Origin of the sequence: Pseudomonas rustica, assembly GCF_018336155.1 — a bacterium.
Lineage (GTDB): Bacteria > Pseudomonadota > Gammaproteobacteria > Pseudomonadales > Pseudomonadaceae > Aquipseudomonas > Aquipseudomonas rustica.
This window is the reverse complement of record NZ_JAGYHF010000001.1, coordinates 120,461-138,778: the sequence shown is the minus strand read 5'-3', so window position 1 is coordinate 138,778 and position 18,318 is coordinate 120,461. Positions and strand designations below refer to the sequence as shown.

The following is an 18,318-nucleotide window of genomic DNA, read 5'->3' as shown; positions in this document are numbered from 1 at the left end:
AGCGAGTAGCCAGTCACGGGATAAGTGGCTTGCAATGGTGGTCGGCTCAGAGAGCGAACGGTAGGTGTGAGGCTCGTTGGCCACCCGCCAAGGCAAGGATCGATCAACCACCTGCGTGAGCAGGGCACAATTGGTCTGATAGCGAGTCATCGTCTCTACACGCAAGCCTCACTGCCTCGGCGACACTGAGAGCGCGGGTAGGTATCCAAAGGTTATCCATGACCAGATACCTCTGTTGTGTGACTTGATTGCGCAGCTTGAGAGCTTTCAAAATGTCATCAATGACTTTCAACGTAGCGTTTGCAGGCTCTGTCTCGAACGTGATGTCGAACACCGCCGCATCCAACTGCAGGTAATTTTTGCTATTCGTCGGAGGCATGATAAACGGGGTGACTTTATCAGCAGGTAAAATCCTTCCATCCAGTTCGTCGAACTCAGTCACTGGAATCCAGCTGCTGTTGCCACCTGGTAGCTCGTACCCCCCTGCGCCGGAAGCTTTTGCGACAATCGTGCGAGTGGCGTGGGCAATAGGCGTTTGCGGTGGGTAATCTACTTTGAAACGCTTAACGATTTGATCTGCTGGACTATCGTTTCTTAGGTCGAAGTCGTAATAGCGGCCATGTGGTTTAACGAACGATAGCGTTACGTCTCCTACCAAAAAATTGTAGGCTGTGGTCATCAGCAAACTGAAAAGTCCAAGCGATGCCAGAGCAGCGAAAGCTTTGGTAAACCATCGTTTTGGGCGACCATAAAGGGCTGGTCGTTTGAACGATTTTGGTGTTTTTGCCGTGCGTCGATTTGCCAAGATTTCGAATCCATTACTGGGTGAGTTTCATCCCTGTTGCCTCAAGAGCGAGGCGCGCTCGCGGTATTGAGATGAAAGTCTATCAGCTGGGTCGCGAGAAGCTAGGTTGCCGGCTTTCACGGCACGTGGAGTCAACGAGCTGCTTTCCTTTTCGTCATGAAATCTATCAGATCTTTCACAACGACATTAGCGGCGTTGTCACTTGATAGCTCGGAGGCTCGTATCCTTCTGACCTCTACGCCTTCCCACGTCAAAGGAACCAAGCGCTTATCAGCATCGGCAGGTGATTCGCGATGATAGGTATCTCCGTCGACCTCAATAATGAAAGTCAGACCTTTGAACACAACTACGAAATCGGGCTCGAGACGATTGTAGGCTTTGCCTATCCGTACGAAGACTGGAAGCGGAGCGACTGCGAGCTGTGCACGTGTCATTGCCGTGAACAGAGTGACCTCAGCCTGAGAGCGAAATAGAAGCCCCTGATGTTCCCTCGAGGCAATATTGTCGCTTCGTACTCGTCCCTGGTTGGTGACACCTTCACCTTTCACATATCGGATAGCTTCTTCTCGCCAATTTTCGGAGGCTTCCCCAATACGTGGGGCAATGGTCACCCCGTTTAGGGCCTCGTCATGAAGGGTTGAGTAGAACGGGGTCACTACGTCATAAATCGCTTTACTGGTAGCTTCGCGTTCTACATCTGTCATGGCGTAGTACAGGGGGATAGGAAGTGCCACCATGAGCTGCCAATAATTGACGCCGAAATCGGTGTTGATCAACTCAGCTGTGCATTCGCCTGATACCAAAACGGCAATTGCACGAGCATCTCCCAGCAGTTTGAATGCCTCGACCGCCCCTGCTGCCAGATCTTCCATGTTGAACGGTGAAAACATCAAGTGCCTCCTAGCCTATGACGATAAGGTGAGCATCTCGCCTGCAGAACTTTAGGTTTATTCATTACGGTATAGCTCCCCCAAGGGTTTTAGCCTTTCCACGCATGCAGCGAGCAGGTCTGATGCCTCGCAACGTGGCTAACGAACTCGCCGTGCTGAGTCCTTCGCTCGTCCCATCGCTTCTTTGAACTCTTGGGTCGAGGGCGTAGCTCAGAAGTAGTCAGCACGAGCCTCTGCTTTGCCCTAGAAACGCCTACGAAAAAAACGCATCGCTCTTCTGCAAGCTTGCCCCAGAACGCCTGTGTTTCAACTCCAAGGAGAATCACAGAGTGGAACTCTAATCCTTTGCTCTTGTGCATTGTCAGGAGTCTGACGGAGTCGCTATCGGACAATCCCGCCAATACCTTGAGTAGATTCGGCTCTTCGGCAATCTGGGCTCGGATACGGTCTCGGACGTCGTGTACGACCTCAGTTAGACGTTGGCGCGATTGGTAGTCGGGCGAGAAGGCCGCTAGGTCAGATGCGCTCAATCCCTTTAGCAGTGCCAAAACGAGCTTCCACCAGGAAGCATACGGAGTGGGGGTTTTGCTGTCGGCGGCGACTTGTCTTTTGTGAGACCGAAACAATTCTTCGAATATCTGGGGTGCGCTGCTTTTACTGTCGTCGTCTTCAAACGGAGCAAGTTGCGACATCAGCCTCGACCATGCCTCGGACTGCCCGGGCTCGTATAGGCAGGTTAGGTAGTCAACCACTAGACCTACTGCAGGTTCCTTAAGCAAATCCTGTAGCTCGTGATCATTGCGAAACGGTATGCTTTTTCGCGCAAGTTGCTCCATCAACGCTTCAGCATATTCCTCTATCTGGCGAGGCATCAGGATCGCGATTTCGTTAGGTGGAATGCGCTCCTCAACTATCCAGTGCTGAATGATTTCTGCGAGAGCCTCAGCCTCTTCAGCGGAGTTTCGGAAGTGACCGGTGAGTATGTCCCCGCCGTCACCATCCACGAGATCGTCAGGCATCACAGCGGCAGCTTCAATCTCTCGGATCACATCGTTCTGCATGCGCAGCAAACGAGGTAGAGAGCGGAAGTTCAGGAATAGTCGAAGAGGGCGGGCAGCGAAATCGTCAGCGTAGGTTTTGAATATTCCATCCAATGCTCCCGCCCAACCCATGATCGTCTGCTTGGTATCACCAACGGCGGTTAGAATTGTCGAGGTATCGTGGAATAGGAGCTTGATGAGTTCGTATTGGTCGCCAGTGCAGTCTTGAAACTCATCGAGAAACACATGGGAATAGGTCGTGCGTATCGCATTGCGGGCGACCTCACTGTCCTTCAAGATTTTCAAGGCGAAAGGTAAGAGCTGCTTGAAGGTTATTTGTTTTCCCGCGACGTACTCGGGCCCGATTACGTAATCTTGGTCTAGTGCTTCTTCCACCAATACAGGCCGAAATTTATCGATGACTCGCTTTGCAAAACCGTGAAAAGTCACGCTATCGAAGCGTGATGCATGTTCTACGCCGCAACGCATTTGTATCCGTTGCTTGAGGTTACGACTCGCGTCTGTTTTGAACGATACAGCGAGAATTCTTTTAGGGTATCGGCAGTTGTTGGTGCGCAGTAGGAAGTCAGCACGCTGAGCGAGAACTTCAGTTTTTCCTGCTCCAGGCCCGGCTGTTAGCACGACTGACCTTCCGCACTCCCGTATCACCTCCCAAGCATTTTGCTCCAAGCGAATCCCGGGGGAAGGAGCCCACCGATCTGGATTGATCATTCAGGCGCCTCTTCCAGCTTTGCTATCACCCTGTCGGCTAGTCGGTCGAGAGATTCCGGAAGAGAGGCAAGGAGTTGCTCATCAGTAAGTCTTCCAAGCGCGTCCAGGTGTGCAGCTGGTTTGCTGCTCAGTTTGAATAGTTTGTGGTAAGCAGCGAACCAAGCCTGCTCTACGTCATCGTATTGCCCGGGGTTGAAATGGTTTTCGCCGAGCACTGATGTAAGGTTTTTTGCAGTAGCTGGAAACGCTTCTGCTCTATATGCCTGAGGAAAGGCAGCTAGCATCGCAAAATCTAAATCCAAGGGTGCGGAGTAAAATACATCGCGCTTTTCGAGTTCTGCGAACAAACTAACTGTGCAGTTGTTGAAAAAGTGATGGGACTTTATAGGTCGCTCGGGATCGTCCCAGGCATGCCGAATCCAATCTTGTGGAAGGTTGAGGTGAGGTGCATGCGCATCGAATTGATCTCGAATGTAACCTATACGACCCCAGCCACCCTGATGGCGCCCAGTATCCAGATCTAGAAGGGTGATGTAGGGAGTACCGATTGCCGATAAGAGTTTCCAGAAGTGGTTCACGTGCCGACCCCCTAGGGGGGCGATGGTTACTGCAAATTCGTCAACAGGAGCCCCCTTAGCCTGAAGGATCCTGGGCAGGACGATTTCCTCGCTGTCGCCCTCACCCAAAACGACCAGTCTTGCGAAATACACCTCCGGAAACGCCTGAACAGCCTCTCTCACAAATTTGTAAGCATCACTGCGTTTGGGCGGCAGCAAGATCTTCGTAACTCGGGTTTGTCGATTGCTGTTAAGTCGAAGGTAACGGATGTGCTCCGGCTCTACTCGACGCAGCATCGACGGCGCTTGGGTTGCAATCAACGCTTGAGCATCAACACCTACAGAGGATTTCAGGGAGTTAACGATACGACCCAGGTAATGAGGTGAGAGGCTATTCTCAGGCTCTTCTACCGCAAGGATCGTGAACGCTGGTGGCTTGAGTTTATGGGGGTCAAATGAGGTGTTTTTGCCAGATCTGACTTCCCTCCCAATCGCTAGTGCTGAGAACACAAGAGACAGATACAGCATGGACTTTTGTCCATCGCTCAGGCGTACAAAATCCACCTGGTTTTCACCATGACCTGGGCTGAACGAAACAGATAAATGCCTGAGCAAAGCCTCTATTTCGGAATTTTGAAACGTCAATCGCGGGGAAGCAAAGAAGTCGCCCCTGTGCAATTTTTGCCAAGCTGTGCTCAGGCTATCACTCAACGCTTGCACAGACTTATTGCCTGTAAGGCACTCGGTAATTTGCTCCGTCAGTTCTGCTACAGTTTCGCGATCGTCATTCCAGTTGGCTGCCCGCAGTAACCGACCAAGAAGGGCAGTGGCGCCATATGCCACGTGGTCAGATGGATCACGGCGTGCGGGAAGGTAATGAAGGTGGATTTTGTCTCGATGTCTCTTCGGAACTGATGCGGTGGATGTAGGGTTGCCTGCATCGTCTGTCTTTGTCACAAACAGAAAACGCTCTTCGATTTCACCGTCCTCGTACATCGTCGCTTCTAAACGAAAGCGTACTCGTGGCACATCGTCGAAGGTGCGTAGGGCCATCTGATTGAAAAACTCTGGAACGGTATCTGCGTCCTCATCGTCCTGCGTTTCTTCAAAGCTGAAATCGGCCTCCAGCCAAAGCTCCCTTTGCTCAGGTGGATTTTCCTCAGATGCCGGGACGTGGAAGTCAGAACGGCGGATACGTCGCAGATTCGGTTCAAATGCGAACATCCGACAGAGGCCTTGAAGCGTTGCTGTTTTGCCTGCCCCGTTAGGGCCTAGTAAATAGGTCACGTCCTCAAAAGTAACCTCTTCCCCTTCAGGCCCAAAGGATTGGAAATTATTCACCCGCAGACTGCACAGCTTCATCGATAGCTTCCCTACTGAATGTTTGGGGTACACGCTTTCCCAAGATCACTGCATCCGGCCTTTGGTGCGGATGTACCGTTTCAGAGCCGACCGAGAATAAATTTACACAAATTTCAAAAGGCCACCATTGAAATCATTTTTCAAAAACGGAGATCTATTATTTGAGAACAAAAAAAAGCTGCGGCGCCCCAGCCTTCCTAGGCTCGAACGCTAGCGTGTTTTGGCTTTGTTTTCAGGCGTTTTGCTTTACCTGCTCCTGCCGTGGCTGTCTTGGTGTCACGATTCGGGATCGAAACTGGGAAAAAATATGTGTGCTTGCGGCTTTGTTTAATAGCTCGTCCATTGGGGCCGCTAGGCCCTCTGCTACTATTTGTGTGTTGGTGCTGACGCCGAATTGACCCAGTGGCCGAGATGTCACTGACCCAGTCTTATTCCTCGCGAGCCATTGCCTATGCTGGATTTCTGCCTACTTGGGGTAGGGCAGTCTTGCGTCAGCACGTGGGTCGATTCGGCGTCAGCGTCTACATTCAATGAGCTGAATGAGCTCAAACTGCTCTCTAGTGCCCTTAACCAGATGCTTGCACGCCTTGAGGACGGATTCGCCCAGCTTTCACGCTTCTCGGAAGACCTCGCCCATGAGATGCGAACCCCGCTCGGTAACCTGATGGGTCATACCCAGCAAGCCCTGAGGCGCAGTCGCTCGATCGAGGACTATCAGAACCTGCTGGTTTCCAATCAGGAAGAGTATGAAAGGCTGGCCCGAATGATCGACAGCATGCTGTTTCTTGCTCGCACCGAGCAGCCAAACGCTTGCGTAACAGTCGAGCAAATCAACCTGCACGATCTGATTGAGCAACTCTGTGAGTATTTCGACGGAGTGGCACAGGAGCGAGATGTGCAACTGATAAACCAGACTCAGGGTCAGTTGCTGGGGGATCCAGGCTTGATCCGTCGCGCATTGGCTAACTTGCTGGCCAACGCGCTGCGCTACGCGACTCCCGCGTCTGCAGTGACCGTCAGCAGCGAGATTTCAGGTGACAGGTTCCAAATCACGGTGCACAACCACGGCGAGCGGATTGCTGCAGAACATCTACCGCGCTTGTTTGAGCGCTTTTACCGGTGTGACCCATCACGCAATCAACCCGACGATTCCGGTGGTTTGGGATTGGCCATTGTTCGCTCAATCATGCAACTGCATGGCGGTCACGTTTCCGTTGACAGCACTGAAGCAGGTACGAGCTTTCACTTGGAATTCCCTCTTAAAAACGCCTGAACTCGAACCAAAAGAATTGCACCTGACACAGCGCATGATGGCAAATTGCCCTAGAATGAATTTCGTTGCAGTGGTGACCACGTAGCAAGCATGCAAATGTAGCTCGAAAAGTGGTCTTTCGGGCACATGCGAAAGGGGCAGAGGCAGTGCTGAGCATGAATCCGAAAGCCTGCTACGCCATTTTTAGGGAGATGTAACCGTGCCCAGCATCATTTTTGAATCGCAAATATGCGCATCAGATCTGATCCCTTGGGAATTGTTTTCAATACTCAATGACCTTCAAATCGGCATCATATCGGTCGCTCAGCCCCCATCTCCCTCTGTGCCTTGGAATCCCTAAAGTGATGTTTACTAAGCGGCGCAGCTCCTTGGCAGGGTTCATTATCCTCGCTGTCGGATTGGTTGGCTTTTCAGCCCTGTTACTGCTGAAGTCCGAGACTCAACGTACAGAAAAGCGTTTCTCGGAGTACGTGCAGAATATTTCCGGCATTGTGCGTAAACAGCTTGATACCAATGAGGCAGTGTTGGCCGGTTTCTCTGCATTTCTCCAGGCTGTCGATCAAAGCGATACGGATGCGACGGCCCGCTACGCAGCAGCCGTTTTATCCGCTTACCCTCATATTTACATGCTCGAGGCGGCGAGGGCGGTACCCATCGGCGAACAGGCTGCGTTCGAAGATCTATTGCGGCGTACCTGGCGGCCAGACTTTGAACTCAAGGACTTCCCCAGCCTCACTCATCAACCTGCACAACCTCAGGTGTATCTCAGCGAGACTTGGCCTGTATTGTTCATGTACCCGTTACTCCCTGAATCCAGCTCGATCTATGGTGTCAGGCTGGAAACCGTCGCCTATCTCTCCTATGCGCTGGCTCGAACCCACAGTAGCCAGAAACCTGTGGTATCACCGGTTTTCTCAATGTACGAGGGCGGTAGCGCTTACATTCTGATGCAGTCCGTCAGTCGGCCTGAACAGGCGCGAGAGAATACCCGCCCCAATTTCTTTGGCAGCACGATGGTGTCTTTGCTTTTGATCAAGACGAGTGCGCTACAGGATGCGGTGAATTATGCGAACGTAGATCCCCTGGTTAGCGTCAGTGCTGTCCTGAAAACCGCTGCAGGATCTGAAAGCAATGTCTTTACAACAGAGATCAAGCAAGCCGGTATCCTGGATCGCCTCCTCTTGCCGGCTCTGGCTGACCGAGTAGAGATCACAAGTTCTTCACAACCTATGACCTTGTTGTTTGAGCGTCAGTTGCGATTAGGGGATATTCTCACTGCGGAAACGTTGATAATCCTCGCGGTTCTCGCGGGGGCATTTGTACTGATGCCGGTGGTGTTGATTCGGCATTTCAAAGCGATCGAAAGAGCCGAGATTGAACTCGAACGCTCGGCTTATCTCGCCACCCATGATGTTCTAACCCAACTGCCGAATCGCTACCTCTTCGCCGATCGTTTTGATCAGGCCCTCTCAAACTGGACATTGAGTGGGACTGCGTTTGCCGTACTGTTGATCGATCTGGATCATTTCAAGGACATTAACGATAAGCATGGCCATGAGGTCGGTGACCAGGTTCTCAAGGCAGTCGCGAATCGCATGCTTCAGGTCACTCGTTCTTGTGACACCGTCGCACGCTACGGCGGAGATGAATTCGTGATTCTGATCACGGATCTTATCAACCCAGAGAGTGCTGAGCAGTACGCTGAGAGGGTACTGGAAACCATTGCGCAGACAGTAGCGACAAGCGCAGGAGAGCTAACACTGTCGTGCAGTATCGGAGTCTCTCTGTGTCCCAATCATGGCCAAAGTCTGAGTTCGTTGCTGAAAGCGGCGGATCAGGCAATGTACGGCGTTAAACAACTGGGGCGCAAAGGAGTGGCGATGACCGAGTCCCCTGAAACTTGAGATGGTTACCCATACTATGTTGCTTGCGAACACCGCAGTCGTATGGTCAAGGCCAATGAAGCCAAGGAAACCAGCGCATGTGAATATCCTTGAGGGCACCGTTGGCCTTGATGCGTCGATAGCCCTCGTCATACATCTCCAGCGCTCGCAATCCGTCTGGATGGGTCAAGCTAAAGCCAATCGTGGAGTCCAGCATTCCGCAATTGAAGGCGAAGCGCACTAAATCCTCAGTGCCCGACTGTATGGCTTTTTGATTTCTGGTCTCAAGGTCATTGCTCATCACCAATACCGCCTGAAAACGCCGAGCAGCGAGTTTTTGCAAGCTTGTTAAATCGGAGATTGAGTTCTCGAGCACCACCCCTGAGGTCTGGAGCGCCGTCACCTGGGCAGAGTATTCATAGTCTCTGGTGATGCCAACGACAGTGCCGGGCGGCAAAACACATTTTCCATCTGGAGGCTTCGGCAAGGGAGTATTGATATGTTCGAATACGTCGTTACTTACTTTGAAAATCGGCTGTGCAGCCAGCTTGATCTTGCCCTCGAATTCGGGTTGCCAGCTCATGTTGAAGCAGGCGGCGACTTGGCCACTGAGAACCATGTACTTACAGCGTGAATACGGCACTACTCTTAGTCGAACCTCTATCCCCATCTCTTTGAAGGCGGCTACAACCACGTCATTGGCGTAACCTGTGCCATCACTCTTTGACCATGGTGCGGCGGCATCTTCGACCATGATTGTGAGCGTCTCGCGCGTCTCTTGTGCGATGCAGGCGCTCGCTGTCAGGAGCTGTAGTGTGCAAGTCAGAAGGATCGGAGCTATATTTGGCCACATTCTTTGACGACTCTTTGTTTTATACATGGGAGGCTTTCTTGAATCGGTGAAGCTTTGCTGGGAGTTGAAGCATGGCCAAGGATATCGAAAACCCCCTGTATTTCCGTTTGCTAACTGAATAGTGAACTGTGCCTGAGCTGTGGTCGTACCAAGGAGGACATCAAAAAATGGAAGCGCATGAAATGCCCAGAAAAGATGGCTGCGGTGCAGCGAGCTGCTCAGCGTCTGAAAAGCCTGCAAAAAAAGAACGCTTAAACCTCGTTGGTTATGGTTAGGCGAGCTGATGCCGCGAGTTAAGCGGTGGTATTCGCTGACCAATTACGGTGACAGTGATACAAAAAAGCAAAGCCCCGAAGGTTCGCGACTTCGGGGCTTCTATTTTCGCCTTCATCCCTTAATGATTGGCGAACGTGGCGGCGAGAATACCAGTGTTGAATCGGTGATTCACTACGATAAGGAGGAGAGTGTCTTCGCTCGGAAGGGTGTCGTAAGAGTGAATGAAGCTAGTACCAATTTTTCACCGGTGACTTAGTAATAAATGCGCAAATTGAGCCTTCAAAAGGCAGGAAGCGCCCGGCATCCGAGTTGGTCTAGGTCGCGACAAACGTCATTGGCGGGTTGACTAGGGGCGCAGAGTTCAACTACATCGTCCCTGCCACTATAATGCCGAGTGGCCCAAGGCTGGCCATACCTGTTTGCAGTTGCTGAATTTGTGGGCCAAGGTAAGCACCGTCCAGCTGTCGCGCTCTCGCGATATCCCCGTTGTAGATCTTATCGAGAACCATTCCAAGGCCGCTTGTGCTTGTCATCGGAAACTGATGGCGAAGACTTGCTGTAGTGGCTCATAGCCGTTAATAGTGAGGAAGTGCTTGGAGAGGGCGTGAAGATGATTTCGAGATTTGTTGTTGTCCCTGCAATACCAACAGAAACGGGATCAATGCGTAATGGAGTGCGCTTCTACTGCGAGACTGCACCCATAGGTTTCAACATCTATGACAACGAAGAGAAGCTACGCTTGGCGACTACCTACCAGGCCCGAGAAGAAGCCGAGACTGAGTGCCAGCGACTGAACTTGGAGCGCCTTCAAAACGTACTCACGGATCGAGAACCCATGACTGCGCGATAGGGCATTTTCATCCTCAAGAAGGTATCAAGTGTTTGACGTTTCGAGGCAAGTGGATCAGAAGCTCATGGACGTACGACCTACCCCATTTTGATGTGGATGCTCAGCATTCAGGAGCGAGCAGACAGCCTCTGCCTCTTTCCTGACCTTGAAGACTCCATGCTTGCTGTCTGAGCCTCCTTCTACAAGATCGACGACTCGGTATCGCGTGCTGCCATCGTCGAGTGTGGTGGTTTCAATCACTCTGAATCTTGGGTGCATGGTTGCTTCCGTGCATGAGATTGGTGCCCTACAAGTACCGGTAAAAGGAGGCGACTTCAAGATCGGGACGGGCTTAAGCTGAGACAATTTATAACGGTACACCATGCCTCTTATCGCATGAAGCACGGTTCGGCAGTAGGTGCCATGTTGAGCCATTTTTCCTATAGTCGATGCTTCGGGCCAGCAGGGCCCGGCTATTGCATCTTCGGGTAGAGCCTTGCTGAAGCGGAGTGTTCGAGATGGTCTTTTCCTTCACCCTCAATTACGAACTGACGTCTGACGAGAGCGATATGGACACGCTTGTGGAACGATTGGCGGAAGAAGGTTGTGATGATGCGTTGGAGTTTGTCCGTGAAGCACCCTCTGCACACTACGCTGTTAAGTGTCCAACTGTTCGACGGTCAGATCAATCCAAAGTGGATACCTGAAATGCCCATGCCGGCAATTTCGGCTAAGACCAGTTATCCCGCCATGCTCTCGATACGTATTTGCCTGCGATAAAAAGCGCGTATAGCCCACACCACGCCTACGAATAGCAACCCTGTCCCAAGCGCTTCCATAGGAGAGGGCCCGCCCTGGTTGATGGTCAGGCCCATCGCAGTCGCGTAAAGGGTTTCGCTGGCGATCAATTGCCCGCTTAGAGCCAGAGGTAGGCGTCGAGTTGCGATACACCATGCCCAGGCACATGCAAGCGTGGCCCCTACCCCCTGAATTAACCCACAAACTATTAACGCCTGGGTACCTGCTAACCCGCTCGGCTGGCTAGCGAAGTGGGACAGTTTCAAGTACAGCCCAACTGGGATGAAGGCCAGCATTTCGACGCTACAAATGAAGATCAGCATGGCCGACCAAAGCATGGGGGACATGCTTGGGCGTTGAGCCAAAGCACTTTCATTTAATAGGCCAAAACCAGTCCAAAATCCGATCGCCAACAACGTTGCGAGCAGCCCAAATAGTATTGAAGTTGTAGGGCGCACCACCGTCGCGCTGCTAAAGTCAAACACGCTCAGGTTGACCAAACTTATGCCCAATGCCGCTACCAACAGTGGCCCGGCAATAGCGCGCCAGGGCACGCTGGAGCTTCGCAAGTTGCCGGCAATCGCGAGCACGATCGGTACTGACCCCATCATCACCGGAGGGATCACCGGCCCAGCAGCCAAGACCGCAGTGGTGATCAGGAAGAAGTAGCCGATGTATCCTAAGAAGCCCAGTAGCGCGGCGAATGCCCAATCGCTCAACCGCAATTGCCGCAATTCGCTCCGGTAAACAAACAGCACTAGCATCCTGCGGACAAGGCTGCTAACTGGCTCCGGCGCGGGAGCGCCTCGCCTTCTTCTTGGCGCTGGCTAGCAGGACGGCAGGTCTTGCTTACTGAGTGAATCTGCATGGTTAAACTCATATGCCAAGGCAGAGGGTTTGCCGGTTCAGTTGACTAACTCCTAAGTATGTGGCCGATGATTATGGTGATTATATGGCCAAGAGGATGCCGCAGTATCTGCCGATGTACTGGGTGATGGGGCGGCCAGTTCCTCCAGGTGGGTAATGATGTCGTCCGGTTTGAGCACCAGTACGTCGCTGTCCAGGGTGTGCAGAATCATCTCAGCGGTGTTGCCGATCAATGCGCCGGATAGTCCGGTGCGAGCCACGCTACCGATCACCGTGAGCACGGCTTCGAGCTTGTGCGCGATGTACGGAATCAGCACATCGGCAGGGCCTTCCTCGATGTGCAGACGTTCGTCGCTGACGTCGAATTCGGCCTGGAACGTCTTGCACCGTTCGCGATAGAGCGCCTGAATGCTTTCTTTGAGTTGGAAGACGGAATCGGCCGCCGACAGCATGGGGTAGGGGTGGGCGCTCAACATGTGCAGAGTGCCGCCGGCCAGTGTGGCGATGTCATAACCGTGGCTGACGATGCCGGAATGCAGGACGCGATGTTCCATGTCACTGCTGCCAGCATCGATGGCTGCGAGAATGGTGCCACCGTTCCAAGGCGTTGCGCTTTTTACTATGAGCACGGGGCTGGGGCAGTATCGCAATAGCTTCCAGTCCTCGGGGGTGAGCAGGGCCTTCATCAGCGGGTTGTCGGGCAGGTGTTGCTTGATCACCAGGCCGCATCCCTGCGCTTGTTGGGCGGCGATGATGGTCTTGTGTGAACTCCCATGCCAGGCCTGCTGGGCGCTGACGCTATAACCCTCCTGTTCCAAGCCGTTTTGCATGTCGCTCAGGTAGGAGCAGTGGTGGCGTTCCTTGTCGCAAGCCAGCAGATGCAGGTGCGACTGAGTGGCCCTGGCAATCATTTTGGCTCTATTCAGGATCAGATCCTTAGGCTGCTTCGAATCCACCACCACCAAGGTGTTGCGAATGGTGTGCATGAGTGTCTTCCTGTGCATAAGTACAGTTTTTAGGTGCACCGCCGCACGCGACAGCGAATATCGAATTCTGCCCGCTAAGTCCGATTGTTGACGCTTGAATCGCGCTGGCGTAAATAACCGGAGCGGCTGCTGATCGCTCATGCAACTGTGCAAGTTGACTCCGTATCACTGGCGCTGTTCTTCCATGGCATCTATATTAAGTTGTAACGCGCTCGATACACATGGTGCCAGATGAACTGTGTACATCCTGTTGGTTGCGTTGCTGGGAAAGAAGCTCTTGAGCATCTGCTGCGTTCAATGCAATGCTTGCCTGCGCCTATCCGCCCGCGCCAATATTGCGCGATTGCGCGCAGCGGATTACCTACCGACTTGGTGAAACAAATCGAGTTGCTTTGTAGCGCTTTTTCTGTGCGCTCAACTCGGTTGTTAAGTATGACGGCAATTTTGCTTAAAACTTAGGTAGTTGGTCGGCTGAGTTAGTTGATTTTCACCTAAGGAAACTCTGAAAAAAAACCATTCGATCTGATGAAAAAAGCACCGCTCTAGCTGGCTGAGACGCCTGAAGCAGATTATCTTTTTCGATGCAAAGTACGCCAAAACGCAAGAAAATTTGTCGCGAGCGCTTTTCTGATTGTGATGGATCAAGTGGTGAGTTCTACTGGGATGGTTGCTTTGTTCAAGCCCAGTTACCCGGATAGATGTCACCGTCCGGCCAAGTCATCTACTCAGCCCTGCAAGGCCAAGAGATAGTGTGCACTTAAATCTAAGTGACCACGACAACACGTCATGTCCTCATGCACCTAGGCCTTCGTTTCGGGTATTTGATAGCGTGCATTCTGCAGGTCGGCCGACAGGTCATTTCTCAGATTATCGGCGTATCCCCGGCATCATGGGGGCGTTAAGCATACAAAGGACGTTTCAGTGCAGTCGAAAGCGACCCCTTGAGCATTGATTGCTGTCTTTAAGTAAGCATTGACCCTGTTCGAGGACAACATCGCCGCTGCAACGGAGTGGATGAGCTTGCCGGTTTGAGGGCTGGATTCTAAGCGCCCACTGGACATGTTGAGGACGAGGGTGGAAACGAGAGCTGTGTTCGGCTTATCAGTCGACTGGAGAGGGGAGCGCCTGCAGAGGTTCATCAAACGGTCTGTCGAATTGGGTGTTTAAGCCACATTCGCTATCGCTGCTTCGGGCCGAAGCCCAAATCGACCTCACGTCTTAACGTTGTGTGGCCTAGGCGACTCACTCCGCAATTGTGCCTGCCATGAATTCGCTGCCTCATTTAAAGCATAGGGACTTCACTCTCAACTTTCATAGAATGCGTCAGCATTAGACGCTCAAACTCGATCAGCGGCATTGGTCGGCCGAAGAGGTAGCCCTGGAAGCTCCGGCAGCCGAGCTCCAGTAGAGCGATGTGTTGCTCTTGACTCTCCACCCCTTCGGCAATTATCTCGAGCTGCAGACTATTGGCCAAGGCAAAGATGGCTCGGACGATTGCAAGACTGTTTGAGTCCCCCGGCAACTCGCGAACAAAAGACTGGTCGATCTTCAATTGATCCAGTGATAGTTGCTGCAAGTAGGCCAGCGACGAGTAACCAGTGCCAAAGTCGTCGATTGAGAAGCGAATTCCATGGGCCTTTAGTTCACATATGCGAGCAATGGCACCTGGTAAGTCGTCAAGGAGTAGCGTTTCGGTAAGCTCAAGTTTCAGTCTGTGTGGGTCTGCGCCACTTTGCTTCAAAATTTGAAGCACTCGCTCAACAAAGTTTGTCTGATAGAGGAGCCGTGCACTAAGGTTGACGGACAAACTGAGTGATGCCGTGGCCGACTGTTGCTGCCACAACGCTAGCTGATGGCAAGCATTCTGCAGCATTTGCAAATCCAGCGTCTCAATCAAGCCGGCGTGCTCGGCCACCTCAACAAAGGCAGCTGGACTAAGCAGGCCACGTTGAGGATGTTGCCAGCGTGCCAAGACTTCAGCTCCAACCAGACAACCTGTGTCATCTAGCTGCGGCTGCAGGTAGGGGATGAACTCTTCGGACAGTAGCCCCCGACGAATTTCCTGTTCCAGGTTTAGGCGCTTGCTAACAGCCTCCTGCATGCGCGGATCGAAGAACCGCACCGTGTGCTTACCCGCTGCTTTGGCTTCGTACATCGACAGGTCAGCACGTTGCATGAGTTCATCTATTGAGTATGATCCGTCGTTGAACAAAGTTACGCCGATACTCGCACTGCTGCGCAACTCTAGTCCGTCGATTTGGTAAGGTGCGGCGAGTGTCGCTAGCAGTGATGTAGTGATTTGCTCGACCTGCATGGCAGCCTGTTGTGGTTGCTTGTTGAGGTGCTCAAGCAGCACCACGAACTCATCGCCGCCAAGGCGTGCCACTGTGTCGCTCACCCGTACTGCGCCGTTGAGCCGCGCAGCGGCTAGGCACAAGACCTTGTCACCAATATGGTGCCCATGCATATCGTTGATGTTCTTAAATCCATCTAGGTCGAGAAACATCAGTGCTGCACACTCGCCATTACGCACGCAACCATCCCGCGCGTGCTGCAAGCGATCGAGGAGAAGGCTCCGATTGGGCAGGTCGGTTAGTCCATCAAAAAAGGCAAGGCGCTGGATACGCTCCTCGGCCGCCTTACGCTCGGATGTATCGTCAATGGATGCAACGTAGTTGATAACCTGGCCCTGGGTATTTCGCACCGCGCTGATTGACAGCCACTCGGGGAAAATTTCTCCGTTTTTACGCCGATTCCAGATTTCACCCTGCCAGCGATCTACCGCCTTGAGCTGTTGCCACATGCTCTGATAAAACGCCAAGCTTTGGCGTCCAGAGCTGAGCAGGCTGGTTCGCTGTCCAACAGCTTCCTCGCGGCTGTAGCCGGTGATGGTGCTGAAGGCCTGATTGACTCGCAGAATGCGGTTGAACTCGTCGGTGATGATCATGCCCTGCTGCGTTTCAAACGCGGCGGCTGCGATGCGCAATTCATGTTCGTCATCGACCCGCTGGGTTACATCGCGGGCGAGTACCACCACCGCCTGCTTGCCATTGAGTTGAATATCCAGACGCTGGGCATGACCCTCAAGTATCTTTACGCCATCTGCGCTCTGCCGAGTGTATTCGATGAGTTGCGGACTATCGCTGGCCAAGGTCTGTCGTATGAAGTCCATGAAACGCTCAGCTTCGCTTTGGGGCAATACATCGTGCACGCTTTGGCCAATACGTGCGGTCAGGACATCGTTGTGCGCCTCTTTCTTGGAAGGGGTCACCTCAAGGTAGAGTCCATCTTCATCCAGCACCAATAGGGTGTCAGGGATCGCCTCGGTGATTGCGCGTAGGCGCGACTCTCTGAGTTGCAGGGCGAGCTCGGTTCGTTGGCGTTGCTCGATCTCTTTGAGCATTAAACCCAGTACAACTGTCGCAACTGGCATGACCAGCAGCAAGGGAACAGCTGTCTGTTCCAAGCTGGATGCTGCTTGTGCTGCGGGCAACAACAGCATATCCAAAACCTGCATTAACAGGCCTAAAAACCAAAGCTGCCAAGCGCCGATAGCGAGCTTGCCGCTTAAGGAACAATGCCGGTACAACAGGCCAAACAGTATGGATAGGCAGATCTCCGCTAGACCAAAAGCCATACCGCTGCCACCCATCCATATTCGGTAAATACCCGCGATCAGGCCGGCAACGCCGGCTACGAGTGGCCCGTTAAATAGTGCGGCCATGCTCAGAACTACGCTGCGGCCATCGAAGAATATTCCGGGCTCTGGCGAGATGGGATTTAGCATGCCAATCACGCAAATAGCGCCGAATAGCATTCCTAAAACCAATTGTATTGCTGTGCTGTGCTTGTCCCAGCGGCGCGTAATAAACGCGTGCAGCCAGCACAAAGCCAAAAGCAATGCCGCTCCATTAATTAGGCTGATAATCAAGACGACCCTCTCCCTTAGGTCTGGTTACCTGTTGAAGCGTTCAACCAGAGCCCGTAAACCACGGGAGGTAGTTTCAAGCTCACTGCTACGAGCGACCGCTGCGTTAGCATTTTTAGCTGTTCTATCAACAGTTCCTGCGACGTTGTTGATCTGCCGAGCTATATCTTCGGCGACATGCGCCTGTTCTTCTGAAGCGGCGGCCATTTGCTGACTCATGCCACTGATGCGTTCGACCGCTTCGCGAATACCTTGAAGGGCACCCTGCGCCTCTATGACCTGTTGCACGCCTTGATCTGCCTCGCGGATACCAAGTCTGGCAATGCTCACCGCCTCATCGGCACCTTTTTTAAGGGTTTCAATAACACTCTGAATTTGTTGGGTAGACACACGGGTTTTACTGGCCAAAGCGCGTACTTCATCAGCGACCACAGCAAAACCTCGACCCTGTTCACCAGCCCTGGCCGCTTCAATTGCCGCATTGAGGGCCAGCAAGTTGGTTTGATCCGCAATAGATTGGATCACCCCGGCAGCAGTCATAATTTGCTGTGTTTCATTGGCGAGGTTATCCACCGCAGTGCTGATGTTAATTACCGTGCTAGCCAGAAGCTGAATCGCCTCTCTGGTGGTACCGGCGACTTTGTCGCCTTGTTCGGCCAATTCATTCGCTGTTTGCGCCTCAGTCGCGGTTTGCTGAACATGCCCAGCCACCTCACTGATTGAAGCCGCCATTTCAGTCATAGCGGCTGCGGTCATGTCCGTTTCGGCGCGCTGCTCGAGCAAGGCATGTTCAGTTTGGTTAGAGAGCAAGGAGGAGTGCGCAGCGGCCTCAGCCACCTGGTTAGCCAGATCGCTCAGTCGAGTCAAGGCGGTTTTAAGTCGCGCATCCTCACTGATCAATATCATTTCCAGCTGCGCCGAGGGGCCGTATATGTCGCTGTAGGTAAGGGCGCTAATCGAATCACTAAAAGCATCAGGAGCGCCTTTGATTATTCGATTGAGTTGATTTTCCTCTCGCGTATATGACCACCATCCCATGGCTAGGAAGAGGATGGCGATTATCGTTTGGGCCGGCAGGTTCGGCAGCGTGTTGACCACACCGATAGCGATCAGCGCTGCAATTGCGGGTAGGGCCAGCCTGCCAATAACAGCGGCACAGTGGCGCCTTTTCGGAACGGCTTGTTTGCCGGCCCGCAACCGCTCATACAGTGTTTGTGCACGCTCAATCTGCTCGCGAGT

9 protein-coding genes and 3 pseudogenes are annotated in these 18,318 nt (G+C 52.8%); 3 read left to right on the top strand and 9 right to left on the bottom strand.

Going from position 1 to position 18,318, the window contains the following annotated elements; all coding sequences use genetic code 11:
- Positions 1-103 precede the first annotated feature (103 nt).
- From KFS80_RS00635 to KFS80_RS00620, 4 genes are all read right to left on the bottom strand, one after another.
- Positions 104-805, bottom strand: coding sequence for a hypothetical protein (locus tag KFS80_RS00635; RefSeq protein ID WP_155401147.1), 702 nt, complete (start codon positions 803-805; stop codon positions 104-106).
- A 131-nt stretch (positions 806-936) separates the two neighbouring features.
- Positions 937-1,695 (bottom strand): hypothetical protein, encoded by a 759-nt coding sequence (locus KFS80_RS00630; RefSeq protein WP_042560309.1) that lies wholly within the window; start codon positions 1,693-1,695, stop codon positions 937-939.
- 89 nt (positions 1,696-1,784) lie between these two features.
- Positions 1,785-3,467 carry an ATP-dependent helicase gene (locus tag KFS80_RS00625; RefSeq protein ID WP_042560308.1) on the bottom strand — a complete coding sequence of 561 codons (1,683 nt, stop codon included), beginning with the start codon at positions 3,465-3,467 and terminating at the stop codon, positions 1,785-1,787.
- The gene (locus KFS80_RS00620; RefSeq protein ID WP_042560307.1) at positions 3,464-5,386 is read right to left on the bottom strand and encodes an ATP-dependent nuclease; all 1,923 of its coding nucleotides are present in this window, start codon (positions 5,384-5,386) and stop codon (positions 3,464-3,466) included. The genes KFS80_RS00625 and KFS80_RS00620 overlap by 4 nt, the downstream gene beginning before the upstream one ends.
- A gap of 538 nt (positions 5,387-5,924) precedes the next feature.
- On the opposite strand from KFS80_RS00620, the pseudogene KFS80_RS00615 reads away from it, so the two are divergent.
- Together KFS80_RS00615 and KFS80_RS00610 are read left to right on the top strand one after the other, a co-directional pair.
- Positions 5,925-6,659, top strand: a pseudogene (locus KFS80_RS00615) (heavy metal sensor histidine kinase); the annotation flags it as partial.
- 344 nt (positions 6,660-7,003) lie between these two features.
- A complete protein-coding gene (locus tag KFS80_RS00610; protein ID WP_042560306.1) occupies positions 7,004-8,563 on the top strand; it encodes a sensor domain-containing diguanylate cyclase in 1,560 nt (519 codons plus the stop codon).
- A gap of 46 nt (positions 8,564-8,609) precedes the next feature.
- Here KFS80_RS00610 and KFS80_RS00605 read toward each other — a convergent pair whose 3' ends face one another.
- A complete protein-coding gene (locus KFS80_RS00605) occupies positions 8,610-9,296 on the bottom strand; it encodes a substrate-binding periplasmic protein (RefSeq protein ID WP_212543709.1) in 687 nt (228 codons plus the stop codon).
- Between the two features lie 170 nt (positions 9,297-9,466).
- Between KFS80_RS00605 and KFS80_RS00600 the strand changes: the two are divergent.
- Positions 9,467-9,650 (top strand): annotated as a pseudogene (locus KFS80_RS00600) (DUF1289 domain-containing protein).
- A gap of 1,590 nt (positions 9,651-11,240) precedes the next feature.
- On the opposite strand, the gene KFS80_RS00595 reads toward KFS80_RS00600, so the two are convergent.
- The 4 genes and pseudogenes from KFS80_RS00595 to KFS80_RS27200 form a co-directional block, all read right to left on the bottom strand.
- Positions 11,241-12,056 (bottom strand): EamA/RhaT family transporter, encoded by an 816-nt coding sequence (locus KFS80_RS00595; protein WP_246541534.1) that lies wholly within the window; start codon positions 12,054-12,056, stop codon positions 11,241-11,243.
- Positions 12,057-12,218: 162 nt separating this feature from the next.
- A complete protein-coding gene (locus tag KFS80_RS00590; protein WP_042560303.1) occupies positions 12,219-13,151 on the bottom strand; it encodes a universal stress protein in 933 nt (310 codons plus the stop codon).
- A 1,282-nt stretch (positions 13,152-14,433) separates the two neighbouring features.
- Positions 14,434-17,082, bottom strand: coding sequence for an EAL domain-containing protein (locus KFS80_RS00585; protein WP_042560302.1), 2,649 nt, complete (start codon positions 17,080-17,082; stop codon positions 14,434-14,436).
- A 24-nt stretch (positions 17,083-17,106) separates the two neighbouring features.
- Positions 17,107-18,048, bottom strand: a pseudogene (locus KFS80_RS27200) (methyl-accepting chemotaxis protein); the annotation flags it as partial.
- Between the last annotated feature and the right edge of the window lie 270 nt (positions 18,049-18,318).

Coding starts and splice junctions, on each gene's coding strand:
- KFS80_RS00630 (WP_042560309.1), bottom strand. CDS start 1,695: ATGTTTTCACCGTTCAACATGGAAGATCTGGCAGCAGGGGCGGTCGAG.
- KFS80_RS00625 (WP_042560308.1), bottom strand. CDS start 3,467: ATGATCAATCCAGATCGGTGGGCTCCTTCCCCCGGGATTCGCTTGGAG.
- KFS80_RS00620 (WP_042560307.1), bottom strand. CDS start 5,386: ATGAAGCTGTGCAGTCTGCGGGTGAATAATTTCCAATCCTTTGGGCCT.
- KFS80_RS00610 (WP_042560306.1), top strand. CDS start 7,004: ATGTTTACTAAGCGGCGCAGCTCCTTGGCAGGGTTCATTATCCTCGCT.
- KFS80_RS00605 (WP_212543709.1), bottom strand. CDS start 9,296: ATGGTCGAAGATGCCGCCGCACCATGGTCAAAGAGTGATGGCACAGGT.
- KFS80_RS00590 (WP_042560303.1), bottom strand. CDS start 13,151: ATGCACACCATTCGCAACACCTTGGTGGTGGTGGATTCGAAGCAGCCT.